Below are 14,360 nucleotides of genomic sequence, written 5' to 3' on the forward strand. Positions count from 1 at the left end.
CCGCACCGGCCCGCGCCCAGCGGCCCGCCGCACCGCGCCTGGTCCGCGGAGCCGCGTGATAGCTTGCCGGGGCCAGTCGAACCCCAGCGACGGGGTCAGGGAATCCGGTGCGAGACCGGAACTGACGCGCAGCGGTGAGGGGGACGGGCGGGGCCACGGCCACTGGAGCACCCACCTGCTCCGGGAAGGCGTCCCGCCCGGACGAACCCGAGTCCGAAGACCTGCTGGCACCCGCGCCCGCACCGGGGCACGGGAACCGTACGACGGGCTCCGCGGCTGGGCCCAGAGACACAGAGGTCCTTCGTGCTGTCCACGGCCACCCTCGCCCCGATACGTACCGCCGCCCTGCTCGCGGCGGGGCTCCTCCTGCTGACCGCCTGCGGCGGGGGTGAGAGCACCGGGGCCGCCGACGGGAAGAAGACCGAGGGCTTCCCGCTCACCCTCGAGAACTGCGGGCGCACCGTCACCGTGGAGGCCCCGCCCCGGCGGGCCGTCTCCGTCGACCAGGGGTCGACCGAGATCCTGCTCTCGCTCGGGCTCGCGGACCGGCTCGCCGGGACCGCCACCTGGAGCGACCCGGTCATGAAGGGCCTGGAGAAGGCCAACGCCGGGGTCGAGCGGATATCGGAGAACCGGCCCTCCTCGGAGAAGGTCCTCGACAAGGAGCCCGACTTCCTCAGCGCCTCCTTCGCCTCGACCCTCGCCAAGGGCGGCGTCGCCCCCCGCGAACAGTTCGAGAAGCTCGGCGTTCCCACGTACATCTCGCCCGCCGACTGCACCGGCAAGGACAACAGCGGCGGCGGCGACGGAGCCCGTACCGCACCGCTGACGATGGACAGCGTCTACACGGAAGTCCGCGAACTGGCCCAGGTGTTCGGCGTCCCCGAGCGCGGTGACGCCCTGGTGAAGAAGCTCCGGGCCCGCGTGGACCGGGCCACCGAGGGCGTCGACGCCTCCGACGCCTCCCTTCTCTACTGGTTCTCCGACTCCAAGGCCCCCTACCTCGCGGGCTGTTGCGGCGCCCCCGGCGTCATCACCAAGGAGCTCGACGCGAAGAACGTCTTCGACGACACCCACGACGAATGGCCCCAGATCAGCTGGGAGACCGTCGCCGACCGCAACCCCGACGTCCTGGTCATCGGCGACCTGAGCCGTACGACGCAGACCGCCGAGAGCGCCGACAAGAAGATCGAGTTCCTGGAGTCCAACCCGGTCACCAAGACGATGGACGCCGTCAAGAACCGGCGTTACGTGCTGCTCAGCGGCCAGGCCATGAACCCCACCATCCGGACCGTCGAGGGCCTGGAGCGCGTCGCGGCCGGACTGCGCGACTTCGGGCTCGCGGGGTGAGGGCGAGCACGGACAGCCGTACGGTCGGGAAGCCGGCCGACGCACCGCCTGCCGCCGTCCGCCCCGACGGCCCCGCCCGGGTCGGTGCGCCGTTCACCGTTCTGCTCTGGAGCGGCGGCCTGCTCCTCCTCCTGGCCTCCGTCGCGGTCGCCGTCACCATCGGGCCCGCCCGGATCTCCGTGCCCGACGTCTGGTCCGCCGTCGCCGCGCACCTCGGGTTCGGCGCCAGTGACCTCAGCCCGATCCGGGACGGCATCATCTGGAACCTCCGCATGCCCCGCACCCTTCTCGCCGCCGTGTGCGGCGCGGGGCTCGCGGTGTGCGGCACGGTGATGCAGTCCCTGCTGCGCAACCCGCTCGCCGACCCCTTCGTCCTCGGCGTCTCCTCCGGAGCCTCGACCGGGGCGGTCGTGGTGGTCGTCCTCGGGGTCGGCGGGGGAGCGGTGTCGCTGTCGGCCGGGGCGTTCGTCGGGGCCATCTGCTCGTTCGCCCTGGTGCTGCTGCTCAGCCACACCCTCGGCGGCTCCACCGACCGGGTCGTCCTCTCCGGCGTCGCCGCGATGCAGCTCTTCTCCGCCCTCACCTCCTTCGTCGTGATGACCTCCGCCGACGCCGAGCAGACCCGCGGGGTGCTGTTCTGGCTCCTCGGCTCGCTCAGCGGCGTCGGCTGGAGCGAGGTCGTCCTCTGCTCCGCCGTGCTCGCCGTCTGCCTGGTGGTCTGCCTGGCCCACGCCCGTACGCTCGACGCCTTCGCCTTCGGGCAGGACGCCGCCGCCGCGCTCGGCGTGAACGTCGCCCGCACCCGGATCGTGCTGCTCTGCACCACGGCCCTGCTGACCGCCGCCCTGGTCAGCGCGGCCGGGGCGATCGGCTTCGTCGGCCTGGTCCTGCCGCACGCGGCCCGCGCCGTCACCGGATCCGGGCACCGGCGGCTTCTGCCGGTCACCGCACTCGCCGGGGCGATCTTCCTGGTGTGGGCCGACACCCTCGCCCGGACCGTCCTGGACCCGCAGGAGGTACCGGTCGGCGTCGTCACCGCGCTGATCGGCGTCCCCGCCTTCGTCCTCGTCCTGTACCGCACCCGGAGCACGTCATGAGCCGCACCACGCACGGTTCCGTCGGCCTGCGCGCCGAGCGGGTCGGCCGGGAGGCGGGCGGCCGGCTCATCCTCGACGGCGTGGACATCGCCCCGCCGCCCGGCTCCACCGTCGGACTCATCGGCCCCAACGGCTCCGGAAAGTCCACCCTGCTGCGGATCCTCGCGGGCCTCCTCGCTCCGGCCACCGGTGTCGTCACCCTGGACGGGAACCCCCTCGCCGGCCTCGGCCGCCGCACCGTCGCCCGCCGGATCGCCGTCGTCGACCAGCACGCGGTCACCCAGGTCGACCTCAGCGTCCTGGACGTCGTACGCCTCGGACGTATCCCGCACCGCCGCGCCTGGTCCGCCCCCGACCGCACCGACGAGGACGCCGTCGCCGAGGCGCTGCGGCGCACCGGGCTCACGGACCGGTCCGGCCAGTCCTGGCACACCCTGTCCGGAGGCGAACGGCAACGCGTCCAGATCGCCCGCGCCCTGGCCCAGCAGCCCCGCGAACTCCTCCTGGACGAACCGACGAACCACCTCGACATCCAGCACCAGCTGGACCTGCTCGCCCTGGTCGCCGAACTCCCCGTCACCAGCGTCGTCGCGCTGCACGACCTCAACCTCGCCGCGATGTTCTGCGACCGGATCACCGTGATGAAGGCCGGCCGGGTTGTCGCGGGCGGCACCCCGGCCGAGGTCGTCACCGGCGAACTCATCGAGGACGTCTACGGGGTCCGGGCTGTCGTCACCCCGGAAGGCCCCGACGGACGCCCCTCGGTACGGTTTCTGCCGCGCCGCTGAGCGCCGTACGGTCCTCTCGGTACGCCGCTGAGCGCGGTCGCGCCCCCGGACAGCCCGCCGGGCGGACCCGTGTACGAGTCCGCCCGGCGGCCGAGGACGTGGGAGCGGCCGTGTGGCCACCTGAGGAGGTGCTGGTCAGCGGCGTCGCCCCTGGCCGAACTCGCCATCGGTGTCCTTGCCGGTGCCCATGTCCTTGCCGTCCGCGTAGTCGATCTTCTCCTTGCGGATCTCGGCGGAGACCTCCTTCTGCTCGGTGACCCGGTTGGTCTCCAGCCGGACCCGCTCCACCGGCACGGCCTCCTTGCGCACGGTGGCGCGCTCCGCGTGCAGGGTGACCTCGACGTCCTGCTCACCGAGGTCCGTCGTCCCGACGGTCTTCTCGCCGGGCTGCAACGGTTCGCGGACCACGCGGACCTCTTCGTGGGACACGGGCACGGTCCGGGTGACCTCCTCGGTCACCACGTACTTGTGCAGCCGCGCCCTGCCGCTCTCGTACTCCTCCTTGCCGACGTGCAGCTGCTCCTCGGAGCGGATCATCTCCTCCTTGCCGCTCATGTCGGCCGCCCGGGACGTGCCCGCTCCGGCGCCCGCCAGCGGGCGTGCCGTGGTGGAGGCGTCCGTGTCGCGGTGCCTGCCCGTACCGCTGCCTGCTCCTGCCATGCCCGCAGCTCCTGTCGTTCCCGCGCCGGCCGTCCCGGCGCTCGTCCCGGCCGTGGTCGCCTTCCCGGTCGCCCTGGCTCCGGGGGCCGTTCCGGTCCCACGGGCCGCACCTGCCGCACCCGCGGCACCGGCCGCGCCCATCGCCCCGGTCCCGGCGGTGGTCGGCGCGTCCATGCCGGCCGACCGGTCGTCACCTAGGTTGCCGGACTTCCTGGTCAGGCCGTAGTGCCGGTACAGCTCTTCCTCCTCCGCGACGGAGAGGTGCGCGTCCGCGTCCACCCGCGGCGCGTCCTTGACGCTGTCCTTCGGATGGGCTAGGTGCAGGTCGGAGCCCACTCGACGGGATCCGGCGAGCGGGACGAAGCTCTCCTTCATGCCGAACAGACCGGTCTTGACCGTGACCCAGTCGGGCTTGCCGGTGTCGTCGTCGACGTACACCCGGCCCACACTGCCGACCTTCTCGCCGTCGTTGTCGTACACGGTCAGACCGTCGAGTTCTCCGGAATCCGTGAAACCGTCAGCGGCTCCCATAACCGATTCCTCCTCTCGGGCACGCCCTGTGGTTGGCTCCACCGGAGGTGGCGCGTCCGAATTCCATCGCGCCTCACCCGCATGCACGCTGCAACCGGCCGCTTGCCCGGATCGAGGTCCTCGAAGGCCCGGTGCGGGGCCTTGGCCCCGTGCGGCGGTGCCGGGCCGCCCCGAAACCTATTAGGCCGAACGGGTGACGACGCAGGTCCCGCATATGATCGGCGGACCGTGGCGGCCGTACGACGGACCACCGCCGACCTGCCGAACCGCCGAGCCTCCAGGGGTGCGCCATCTCTTCCGTACGCGTCCGGCTGCCCGCGCAACGCGGCGAACTGCGCGACCGGCACGAGGACGGGCACCGCCTCCACCACCTCCTCTGGCGGCTGGGGCCCGGTGTCCGGGTCTGCAGCAGCGCGGTGCTCGGCGGCGGCATCGGCCCCCGGGCCTGGATCCTCAACGCCCAGGTCCCCGGCGGCTACCCGCGCCTCGACCCGGACCGCCACCTCGCCGAGATCGCCGCAGCGGAGGGGCTCACCGGCCCGGGCGCCGGGCTGATGACCGCCGCCGACGTCGCCGCGTACGCGACCGGCCACGACGGCGGTGTCACGGCGACCGTCACGGCGGGCCTCGGTGTACGGGGCTGGGCGGCGGCCCCCGACGACGACCGGGCCCCCTCGTTCCGGCCCGGCACGGTCAACATCGTCGTCACCCTTCCTGCCGCGCTCTCCGACGCCGCCCTCGTCAACGCCGTCGCCACCGCCACCGAGGCCAAGGTCCAGGCCCTCCTGGACGCCGGACTCGACTGCTCGGGCACCCCCACCGACGCCGTGTGCGTCGCCGCCCCCGAACCGGGGCCCGACGGTGGCGAACCCTTCGCCGGACCCCGCTCCACCTGGGGCGCGCGGATCGCCCGCGCCGTCCACACGGCCGTACTGGCGGGAGCCCGCCCGGCAGCGTGACCGGGTCGGACCACCGTCACCGGGTGCCGCACCACCGCGTCGAACGGACAGCCCTGGGTGGTGTGCGCGGTGGCCATCGGCTGCCTGCGCCCCGAACGGTCCGCCGCCCGCGCCGGCAGGCCCCCGCTCCTGGTCCTCGGGGGTGTGGCCTGCGGTGACGGAGTCGAGGGGCTGGCTCATGCGGTACCTCGCACGGGGGCGGTGACGGGCTGAATACGGACCGTGGGACGCGCTCCGCACCCTCGGAAGCGTGTCGCCCGACTTGGCCACGACCCCGCGACGGCCCGTCACCCCCCACGCAACACGGCGGCAACGGGGCCGGGCCCCGGAACCGCCGCCCGCTCAGCGGGCCGCCGACACCTCGGCGATCGAGCGGCCTGCCCACTCGGGCGCCGGCTCGACGAGTGCGGTCAGCCGTTCGCGTACGGGGTCCGGGAACGGGGCGGTGCGGCCGGCCCGTTGGTCCACATGGAGCGCCAGCAGCTCGCTCGTCGCCACCGGGACGGCCTCCGGCTCCGGTACGCCGTCCGGCGCGTCGACCACGTACAGCTCGTGACAGAAGCGCGCCTTCTTCGCGTCGGCCCCCAACAGGCGGGTGCGGACGACGAGATGGGCGCCCTCGGCGACGTCGCGGAGATAGCGCAGATGCGACTCGACGGTGTAGAGCGAGCAGCCGGTGCTCTCCCGGTACCCGGCGTGCAGACCGGTCTCGATCATCATCGCGTCGGTGGCGTACCCGAAGACGAGGACGTAGAACGCCTCGCTCATATGGCCGTTGTAGTCGATCCACTCGGGCCGCACGGTGCTGCGGGAGAGGGGAAGGCCGTTGGTGGTGTCCTGCACGGTGTCGTCCTCGGGATGGGTGTCCACGTGGTCGGTGTCCTCGGAACGCGTGTGCTCGCTCATCGGGTCGCCTCCTCGGCGGACCGGGGCAGTCGGCCCGTGGCACGCAGCACGTCGATGACGCCGCGGTCCCGCTCGGCCACCAGATCGGCGATGCTCCGGCCGTCCGCGGCCTCCTCGCAGCCGGCCACCACCGCCTCGTACAGGGCACGGTCCAGTTCGGGTGCTTCGAGCCGGGTCCAGGGCGACTTCAGCGACGGGCCGAAGTGGTCGAGCATATGGGCCATCCCGCCCTCGCCGCCCGCGAGCGCGAACGTGAGCATCGGACCCATCACGGCCCAGCGGAGCCCCGGCCCCTCGGTGATCGACGCGTCTATCTCCTGTACGGTCGCCTCTCCGTTGGCGACCATGTGCAGAGCCTCGCGCCACAGGGCCTCCTGGAGCCGGTTGGCTATGAAGCCGGGCACCTCGCGGTCCATGGTGATCACGGACTTGCCCGCGACGGCGTAGAAGCGCGAGGCCCAGTCGACCGCGGCGGGCGCGGTCCGGTCACCGCCGACGACCTCGACCAGCGGGATGAGGTAGGGCGGGTTGAAGGGGTGCCCCACGACGAGCCGCCCGGGGTCGGCGGCCTCGGTCTGCATGTCGGTCATCGGATAGCCGGAGGTCGACGAGGCGATCACCGTGCCGGCGGGCGCGGCGGCGTCCAGCCGGGCCAGCAGATCACGCTTCAGGTCCAGCTTCTCCGGGGCGCTCTCCTGGACGAACTGGGCCTCGGCCACGGCCTCTTCGAGGGTGGCGGTGACGGTCAGCCGGTCCTGCGACGCTCCGTCGGCCAGGCCGAGCTGTTCCAGCGCGGGCCAGGCGGCGGCGACGAGCCGGCGCAGCCGGTCGGCCGCGTCGGGGGCCGGGTCCCAGGCGGTGACGTCGTAACCACGGGCGAGGAAATGGGCCGCCCAGCCACCGCCGATCACCCCGGCCCCGACGCACGCCACACGGCGTACGTCCTCCGGGGCGCAGGGGGCGGCGGGGCCGTCGGTGGGGGCGGCAGAGGGGGTGACAGTCACGGGCAGCACTCCAGGAAGGCGGGGGGAGAGAGGAGAGAGAGGGGAGTGGAACGGGAGGGTGATCAGGCGCGCGGGCGCAGGCCGAGCTTTTCGCGTGCCTCGTCGGGCGTGGCGACCCGGGAACCCAGTGATTCGGTGATCCGCACGGCGCGCTCCACCAACTGGCCGTTGGTGGCCTTGACGCCCTTGCCCAGATAGAGGTTGTCCTCCAGACCGACCCGGACGTGTCCGCCGAGCAGGATCGACTGGGCGACCCAGGGCATCTGCATCCGGCCGAGCGCGAAGCTCGCCCACTGGGCGCCCTGCGGAAGCATGGTGACCATCGCCTGGAGGACGCCCGGGTCGGCGGGCGCGCCCCACGGAATGCCCATGCAGAGCTGGAAGACCGTGGGGTCGTCGAGCAGCCCCTCGGCGAGGAGCTGCTTGGCGAACCACAGCTGCCCGGTGTCGAAGATCTCCAGCTCGGGCCGGACCCCGAGTTCCTGGATGCGCTTCGCGCCGGTGCGCAGCATGTCGGGCGTGGAGACGTAGAGGTTGCTGCCGTCGCCGAAGTTGAGCGAACCGCAGTCCAGGGTGCAGATGTCCGGCAGCAGATCCTCGACGTGGGGCAGCCGGTCGAGTCCGCCGACCAGGTCGGTGCCCGGCAGCTGACGGAGCGGGGCCTCCGGGTCGATGACGAGGTCGCCGCCCATCCCGGCGGTCAGGTTGATGACCACATCGGTGCCGGTCTCCCGGATCCGCTCCACGACCTCCCGGTAGAGGCGGGGATCGCGGGAGGGCGCGCCGGTCTCCGGCTCGCGGACGTGGATGTGGACCACGGCCGCCCCGGCGCCGGCGGCCTCGACGGCGGAGGCGGCGATCTGCGCGGGCGTCACCGGGACATGGGGGCTGCGGCCGACGGTGTCGCCGGCTCCGGTGAGGGCGCAGGTGATGATGACGTCCTGGTTCACGGGCATACGAAAACGTCTCCTCTCGGGGAGTTCGGGGAGTTCGGGGAACTAGGGGTTGCGAGGGGTGCGAGGTGGAGTCAGCGGCCGGGGTCGGGCGCGGTCAGGCAGGCGTCCACGTGGGCGGTCAGCGCGTCGTGCATGGACTGGGCGCCGGTGCCCGGGGAGCCGGGCTCGGCGGCCAGGACCTGGGAGGCCAGGCCGTCGATCAGTGCGGTGAGGGCGAGGGCCGCGCCGTCCACGTCGACCGGACGGAACACGCCCTGCTCGACACCGCGTCGGATCACCTCCGCGACCGTCCCGCGCCACTGGCGGTAGTACTCCCCATGGAGCCGTCCGACCGTGGTGGACCGGGCGGCCTCGGCCCAGAGGTCGAGCCAGACGCACCACTGCCGCCGCTGCTGCTCGGTGCGGGGCGTCTGGAGCTCGATCAGCAGGCGCAGCTCGTCCCCGGCGTGCCGGGTACCGGCGGTGGCGTCGGCACGGCGACGGGTGTCCTCGTCCATGCACCAGCGGACCGCCGCTTCGAGCAGCTCGTCACGGCCGGGGAAGTGGTAGTGGATCGCGGCCGTGCTGGTGTGGCAGGCCGCGGCGATGTCCGCGACCCGCACGGCATGGAACCCGCGCTCGGCGATCAGCCGGACGGTCTCGCGCACGATCTGCAGCGGCCTGCCGCCCTCGGGCGAGGGCGACGCCGGGCGATGGGCCGACGGGGAACGCGCGGGCGACACCGCTGATGCCGCACCGGCCGCCGTGCCGCCTGCCGAGCCCGCCGCACCGATCAGCAGGCCGACGTCCACGCCGCCGATGTCCGCGATCCGGGCCAGTTCGGCGGCGGTGAAGCGACGGGTGCCGTTCAGGGAACGGGACAGCTTCGACGGATCGATGACGATCCGCCGCGCGAACTCGCGCGCGCTCACACCCGCCGCGTCGATCACCTGTCGGACCCGGGCGGCCACCTCGTCCTGCTGCATGGTCGACCACCGTAGCCATGTGTTGAGAAAACCTCAACACCAGTAGAAGTGGTCTCGTTATGGAAAAAGGGCGTTGCGGTTCTGACTGATGCATCAGTCAGAACCGCAACGCCCCATCGCCGGCCGACGCCGGCCAGGTCACTCCTGGGTGAGCATCCCGCTCCGCAGCTTGCCCAGCATCCGGCTCAGCAGCCGGGACACATGCATCTGCGAGATCCCGAGCTCCGCGCCTATCTGCGCCTGGGTCATCTCCTGCCCGAAGCGCATGTCGATGATCCGGCGCTCCCGCTCGTCCAGTTCGCCCAGCAGGGGCGCGAGGGCGTGGAGGTTCTCCACGGTCTCCATGGCGGGGTCCGGCTCGCCCAGCACATCGGCGAAGGTGCGCCCGGAGTGCTGGCCGGGCCCGGCCTCCGCGGTGTCGGTCGGCATGTCCAGGGAGCCCGCCGTGTAGCCGTTGGAGGCGACGATTCCCTCCGTGACCTCCGACTCCTCGATCCCCAGGTCCTCCGCCAGCTCCTGCACCGTGGGATCCCGGTCGAGGTCGCCGGCCAGGGACTCCTTCGCCTTCGCGAGATCGACCCGCAGCTCCTGGAGGCGCCGCGGCACATGCACCGCCCAGCTCGTGTCACGGAAGAACCGCTTGATCTCCCCGACGATGTACGGCACGGCGAACGACGTGAACTCGACCTCCCGCGAGAGGTCGAAGCGGTCGATCGCCTTGATCAGCCCGATGGTGCCGACCTGGACGATGTCCTCCATGTCGCCGCTGCCCCGGTTGCGGAAGCGGTTGGCGGCGAAGCGGACGAGGGAGAGGTTCATCTCGATGAGGGTGTTGCGCGCGTACTGGTACTCGTGCGTGCCCTCCTCCAGGACCTGCAGGCGGTCGAAGAAGAGACGTGAGAGCCGGCGCGCGTCCATCGGGGCGATCTTCCCGGCATCCTCGATCCACGGAAGCTCCTCGGTGGCGCCCGCCCGCTCCGTACCGGCCGTCCGTACGGTCTGCGCGCTGTGCACGGTCATGTCGCTTCACGCTCCCTGGTTCCTGGATTCGTAGGCCCTGAGGCCTGTTCGCCTTCCCAGGGGTACGGCTCGCATGCGCATCGGAGGGAGTTGATCTGGCCACACGGTGCGAGTTGGCCGAAAACAGGCGGGGTTCGGCTCTGAGGCGCCGTCACGGAGAGGCGCGAGCCGCAGGCGGGCACGGAAACCGCCCCACCGGTACGGGGGAGCCCGGTGGGGCGGTCGCCACCAGAGTGCCACAGGCAGGCGGTCGTTGGGACCGGACAGGCGCGTATTGGCCTACGGATGAGTCGATTTCGCCGCTCGTCCACGCGGGCGCGCACCCTCGCCCGAGCGGGCGCGCCGCGGGCGGATCCTGCGCTACCCCGTCGACGTCACCCCCTGGATCGGGCTCCCGGACGACCCGGACGACCAGGACTGGGTCGATGTCGCGGCGCTCGCCGGGCCGGGCGGCTCCGTCGCCCTGGCCGCGCTCCAGGCGCAGCCGCCGGAGGAGTGGGAGATCACCTTCCGGGCCGAGGGCGTTCAGCTGGTCGACGCGTCGGTGGAGGCCGCGCCCGACCCGGAGGCGGTCCTGCTGGGCCCGCAGGACGTGCCGGGGATGTTTGACCTGGTGGCCCGCACCCGCCCCGGCCCCTTCCTGCCGCGCACGGTCGAGCTGGGCGCCTGTCTGGGCATCCGCCGGGGTGGCGCGCTGGTGGCGATGGCGGGGGAGCGGCTGCACCCGCCGGGCTGGACCGAGATCAGCGGCGTCTGCACGGACGAGTCCGTACGGGGGCAGGGGCTGGCGAGCCGGCTGGTCCTGGCGGTCGCACACGGCATCCGAGAGCGCGGCGAGACGCCGTTCCTGCATGCGTCCGCCTCGAACACCGGGGCCGTACGGCTCTACGAGTCCCTCGGGTTCCGGCTCCGCCGGCGTACGGAATTCATCGCGGCCCTCGTCCCCGCCACGCTTCCGCCGGCCGATGGGAACCGTAGGCCCCCACTGCGCTGACCGGGCCGCCGGCACCCGTACGACGGGACCTGCGGCATCCCGGCGGGAGGACGGAGGTCCCGGGCCGGAAGTCCCGAACGGGACCTTCGGCACCCGCTCAGGGCCCTAAGCCCTCCTGTGCGAACGCCCGCGCCCCGGTCAACTGGAAGGGACCGGCCGAAACTGCGGGCGGCGCCGAGACATCAGCGGGAGGACAGGCCGTGCCCATGAGGTTGCTGGACATGGCACAGAAGCGGGCGTCGAAGCAGGCACGGAAGCAGGGAGGGGTACGGCACCGGAGCGGTGCCGTACCCGGCCCGGACGCGGGCACCGCGTCGGTGTCCCGGAGCCGGATCGGCAACTGGACGCTGGTCGGCGGTCTCACGCTGCTGACGGTGCTGGTCGTGTTCCTCGACATCAGAACGGGCAACGACCTGCGGGTCGTGCCGCTGCTGGTGGTCGTCCCCGCGCTGGCCTCCGTCTACTGCAGCCTCCGCCAGACCATCTGGGTCGCGGTATGGATCACTGCGGTCGTGGTCGGCTTCCGGGCCGGCGCGGACGGCACCTTCTGGGACTTCGTGTTCGGCATCGGCTTCGCCGTACTGGCCTGCGCCCTCGGGGTCGCCGCCTGCGCGGCGCGCATCCGGCACGCCACGGAGATGGCACGGCTGCGCTCGGCCGCCGTCACCCTGCAACGCCAGATCCTGCGGCCGCTGCCCGTCGTGACCGGCCACGTCCTCGCGCACGGCCTCTACGAGCCGATCGAGGAGGACCGCTTCGTCGGCGGCGACATCTACGAGGTCGTCGAGTCGCCCTACGGGACCCGCGTGATCATCGGTGACGTCCAGGGCAAGGGCCTCGCGGCCATCGGCGCCGGATTCGCGGCCATCGCCGCGTTCCGCGAGGCGGCCATCCGCGAACCCACGCTCACCGGGGTGGTGCAGGCGCTGGAGGACGCCGTCGTCCGGCACAACGTGTTCTCCGCCCAGACCGGTGAGGCCGAACGCTTCGTGACCGCGCTGGTGCTCGGGTTCGACGGGAGCGGCCGGGTGGAGGCCGTGAACTGCGGTCACCTGCCGCCCCGCCTGCTGCACGACGGACGGGCCTCGGCCGTCACGCTCCACCGGACGTACGTTCCGCTCGGCCTCGCCGGACTCAGCCGGGAGGCCCGGGCGACCGATTCCTTCGACTTCCCGCCGGGCGCGACACTCCTCGTCGTCACCGACGGGGTGACCGAGGCCCGCGACGCCGCCGGCGCCTTCTACCCGCTGGACGAGCGGGTCGGCGCCTGGGCCGGACGCGATCCGGGCGAACTGCTCGACGCGCTCCAAGTCGACCTGGAGGACTTCTCCGGCGGCGTCCGGCGCGACGACGTCGCCGCGCTCGCCCTGAGCCACGCCCCCGTCGACGGCGGCGGGCGGTCCGAGACCACCGGCGAGGAGGCCCTGCGCGTAGCGGCCGTCTGACACCCCGAACCCTTCTGATGTCCCCACGAGACTTTTGTCGCGTGGGGACATTTTCAGGTGTACGGTGCATGTATGACCCCGGAACGGAAGATCCCGGAACGGCGCAGCCGCAAGGCGCGCCGCACCCGCGACACCCTCGCGCAGGCCGCGTTCGAGCTGGTGCTCGACCGGGGGCTGCGGAACGTGACGGTCGAGGAGATCGCGGAAGCCGCGGACGTCGACCGCCGTACGTTCAGCCGGTACTTCACGAGCAAGGAGGCCGCCGCGCTGGACTCCCTGCGGGGCGACGGCGACCGCATCAACGCGGCCCTGCGCGCCCGTCCGGCCCCGGAACCCCCGCTCCTCGCCTACCGGCGGGCCGTCCTCGACTGGCTCGCCGACCCCGGCGCGGAGCCCTGGCACCGCCGCCCCCGGATCTTCGACCTGCTGGTCGTCGCCGAGGAGGAGCCGACGCTCTACGCCGCCTTCCACCACATCCGGGTGGACGCCCAGGAGGACTCGGTGGCCATCGTCGCGGACCGGCTCGGCGTCGATCCGCGGCAGGACATCCGGCCCGCCGTGACCGTCGCCGCGGGCGCGGGCGCCCTGCTCGCCGCCCAGGCCGCCTGGGTGCGCGGAGGCCGCCCGGACGCTCTGCCCGCCCTGGTAACCGAGGCCTTCGACGCGCTCTCCGCCGACCTGCTCGGTGTACCGCGCACCGCTCCGGAACTGCACCGCACCACAGCAGCAGAAGCAGTAGCAGCTGAAGAAACAGCAGCAGAAACAGAGGCAACCTCATGAGCACCTCCACCGACCACAGCTCCGCCCCCGCCGCCGCGGTCTCCGCCTCGGCCCCGGCCTCGGACGAGTTCGCGGGCCGCACCGCCCTCGTCACCGGCGGCGCCTCCGGCATCGGCCTCGCCCTGGCCCGGCGGCTCGCCGCAGGCGGCGCGGCGGTCGTCGTCGCCGACTACGACGAGGAGAACGCGCGCAAGGCCGCGGCCGAGCTGGAGAGCACCGGAGCCAGGGCCGCCGCCGTCGCGATGGACGTCACCGACCCGGCCTCCGTCGAAGCGGGCGTGCGGTTCGCGGTGGACACCTTCGGCGCCCTCCACCTGGCCGTGAACAACGCCGGCATCGCCGGCCCCAGCAGCCCCACCGGCGCGTACCCGGTCGAGGACTGGAACCGCGTCGTCGCCACCAACCTCAGCGGCGTCTTCCACTCGATGCGCTACGAACTGCCCGCCATCGTCGCGGCGGGCGGGGGCGCGATCGTCAACATGTCCTCCATCCTCGGCACCAACGGCTTCGCGGGGTCGCCCGCCTACGTCGCGGCCAAGCACGGCGTCGTCGGCCTCACCAAGACCGCCGCGCTCGAATACGCCGGACAGAACGTCCGGGTGAACGCGGTCGGCCCCGGCTTCATCGACACCCCGCTCCTGCGGAACACCGACCCGGCAGCCCGCGAGCACCTGATCTCCCTCCACCCGGCCGGACGCCTCGGCACCGCCGAGGAGGTCGCCGAACTCGCCGCCTTCCTGCTCTCCGACAAGGCCTCCTTCATCCACGGCAGCTACCACCTGGTGGACGGCGGCTACTCCGCCCCGTGACCGAGGGCCCCGAGTGGCGGACGGGGGATACCGGGGCGAGAAAGAGAACGAAGAGGACACGGGGCGAAGAAGAGAACGAAGAGAACGAAGAGAACA

The 14,360-nt window shown here is 72.7% G+C and carries 11 protein-coding genes, 3 pseudogenes and 1 riboswitch; of the genes and pseudogenes, 8 read left to right on the plus strand and 6 right to left on the minus strand.

Annotated features, from left to right (window positions below):
• Positions 1–56 precede the first annotated feature (56 nt).
• Positions 57–243: riboswitch (cobalamin riboswitch) on the plus strand.
• 60 nt (positions 244–303) lie between these two features.
• The 3 genes from AC0VY3_RS16265 to AC0VY3_RS16275 are packed head-to-tail and all read left to right on the plus strand — an operon-like array spanning position 304 to position 3,235.
• Positions 304–1,350: an ABC transporter substrate-binding protein gene (locus AC0VY3_RS16265; protein ID WP_475549870.1), complete on the plus strand. Its 1,047-nt coding sequence runs from the start codon at positions 304–306 to the stop codon at positions 1,348–1,350.
• Positions 1,347–2,447, plus strand: a complete 1,101-nt coding sequence (locus AC0VY3_RS16270; protein ID WP_103510369.1) for a FecCD family ABC transporter permease — start codon at positions 1,347–1,349, stop codon at positions 2,445–2,447. Before AC0VY3_RS16265 ends, AC0VY3_RS16270 begins: the two co-directional genes overlap by 4 nt.
• Positions 2,444–3,235 carry an ABC transporter ATP-binding protein gene (locus AC0VY3_RS16275; RefSeq protein WP_103510368.1) on the plus strand — a complete coding sequence of 264 codons (792 nt, stop codon included), beginning with the start codon at positions 2,444–2,446 and terminating at the stop codon, positions 3,233–3,235. The genes AC0VY3_RS16270 and AC0VY3_RS16275 overlap by 4 nt, the downstream gene beginning before the upstream one ends.
• Before the next feature lie 267 nt (positions 3,236–3,502).
• On the opposite strand, the pseudogene AC0VY3_RS16280 reads toward AC0VY3_RS16275, so the two are convergent.
• Positions 3,503–4,426, minus strand: a pseudogene (locus tag AC0VY3_RS16280) (PRC and DUF2382 domain-containing protein); the annotation flags it as partial.
• Between the two features lie 228 nt (positions 4,427–4,654).
• On the opposite strand from AC0VY3_RS16280, the pseudogene AC0VY3_RS16285 reads away from it, so the two are divergent.
• Positions 4,655–5,385: pseudogene (locus AC0VY3_RS16285) on the plus strand (adenosylcobinamide amidohydrolase).
• Between the two features lie 342 nt (positions 5,386–5,727).
• On the opposite strand, the gene AC0VY3_RS16290 reads toward AC0VY3_RS16285, so the two are convergent.
• The 5 genes from AC0VY3_RS16290 to AC0VY3_RS16310 form a co-directional block, all read right to left on the minus strand.
• The gene (locus AC0VY3_RS16290; protein WP_258047247.1) at positions 5,728–6,291 is read right to left on the minus strand and encodes a thioesterase family protein; all 564 of its coding nucleotides are present in this window, start codon (positions 6,289–6,291) and stop codon (positions 5,728–5,730) included.
• Positions 6,288–7,295 carry a 3-hydroxyacyl-CoA dehydrogenase NAD-binding domain-containing protein gene (locus AC0VY3_RS16295; RefSeq protein ID WP_103510365.1) on the minus strand — a complete coding sequence of 336 codons (1,008 nt, stop codon included), beginning with the start codon at positions 7,293–7,295 and terminating at the stop codon, positions 6,288–6,290. Before AC0VY3_RS16295 ends, AC0VY3_RS16290 begins: the two co-directional genes overlap by 4 nt.
• Before the next feature lie 62 nt (positions 7,296–7,357).
• Complete coding sequence (locus AC0VY3_RS16300) at positions 7,358–8,251, minus strand: beta-keto acid cleavage family enzyme (protein WP_030082469.1); 894 nt, start codon at positions 8,249–8,251, stop codon at positions 7,358–7,360.
• A gap of 71 nt (positions 8,252–8,322) precedes the next feature.
• Positions 8,323–9,216, minus strand: a complete 894-nt coding sequence (locus tag AC0VY3_RS16305) for a TetR/AcrR family transcriptional regulator (protein WP_475549871.1) — start codon at positions 9,214–9,216, stop codon at positions 8,323–8,325.
• A gap of 138 nt (positions 9,217–9,354) precedes the next feature.
• Positions 9,355–10,236 carry an RNA polymerase sigma factor SigF gene (locus AC0VY3_RS16310; RefSeq protein WP_475549872.1) on the minus strand — a complete coding sequence of 294 codons (882 nt, stop codon included), beginning with the start codon at positions 10,234–10,236 and terminating at the stop codon, positions 9,355–9,357.
• Between the two features lie 340 nt (positions 10,237–10,576).
• On the opposite strand from AC0VY3_RS16310, the pseudogene AC0VY3_RS16315 reads away from it, so the two are divergent.
• The 4 genes and pseudogenes from AC0VY3_RS16315 to AC0VY3_RS16330 form a co-directional block, all read left to right on the plus strand.
• A pseudogene (locus tag AC0VY3_RS16315) lies at positions 10,577–11,230 on the plus strand (GNAT family N-acetyltransferase); the annotation flags it as partial.
• Positions 11,231–11,451: 221 nt separating this feature from the next.
• Complete coding sequence (locus AC0VY3_RS16320; RefSeq protein ID WP_475549873.1) at positions 11,452–12,675, plus strand: PP2C family protein-serine/threonine phosphatase; 1,224 nt, start codon at positions 11,452–11,454, stop codon at positions 12,673–12,675.
• 72 nt (positions 12,676–12,747) lie between these two features.
• Positions 12,748–13,455 (plus strand): TetR family transcriptional regulator, encoded by a 708-nt coding sequence (locus AC0VY3_RS16325; protein WP_103510360.1) that lies wholly within the window; start codon positions 12,748–12,750, stop codon positions 13,453–13,455.
• Positions 13,452–14,264, plus strand: coding sequence for an SDR family NAD(P)-dependent oxidoreductase (locus AC0VY3_RS16330; protein WP_103510359.1), 813 nt, complete (start codon positions 13,452–13,454; stop codon positions 14,262–14,264). The genes AC0VY3_RS16325 and AC0VY3_RS16330 overlap by 4 nt, the downstream gene beginning before the upstream one ends.
• Positions 14,265–14,360 lie beyond the last annotated feature (96 nt).

This window comes from Streptomyces sp. iso_384 (assembly GCF_056172905.1).

Excerpts from the sequence above, each read along its gene's own strand:
- AC0VY3_RS16275 (WP_103510368.1), top strand. The coding sequence starts at position 2,444 with ATGAGCCGCACCACGCACGGTTCCGTCGGCCTGCGCGCCGAGCGGGTC.
- AC0VY3_RS16290 (WP_258047247.1), bottom strand. The coding sequence starts at position 6,291 with ATGAGCGAGCACACGCGTTCCGAGGACACCGACCACGTGGACACCCAT.
- AC0VY3_RS16300 (WP_030082469.1), bottom strand. The coding sequence starts at position 8,251 with ATGCCCGTGAACCAGGACGTCATCATCACCTGCGCCCTCACCGGAGCC.
- AC0VY3_RS16305 (WP_475549871.1), bottom strand. The coding sequence starts at position 9,216 with ATGCAGCAGGACGAGGTGGCCGCCCGGGTCCGACAGGTGATCGACGCG.
- AC0VY3_RS16310 (WP_475549872.1), bottom strand. The coding sequence starts at position 10,236 with ATGACCGTGCACAGCGCGCAGACCGTACGGACGGCCGGTACGGAGCGG.
- AC0VY3_RS16320 (WP_475549873.1), top strand. The coding sequence starts at position 11,452 with ATGGCACAGAAGCGGGCGTCGAAGCAGGCACGGAAGCAGGGAGGGGTA.
- AC0VY3_RS16325 (WP_103510360.1), top strand. The coding sequence starts at position 12,748 with ATGACCCCGGAACGGAAGATCCCGGAACGGCGCAGCCGCAAGGCGCGC.
- AC0VY3_RS16330 (WP_103510359.1), top strand. The coding sequence starts at position 13,452 with ATGAGCACCTCCACCGACCACAGCTCCGCCCCCGCCGCCGCGGTCTCC.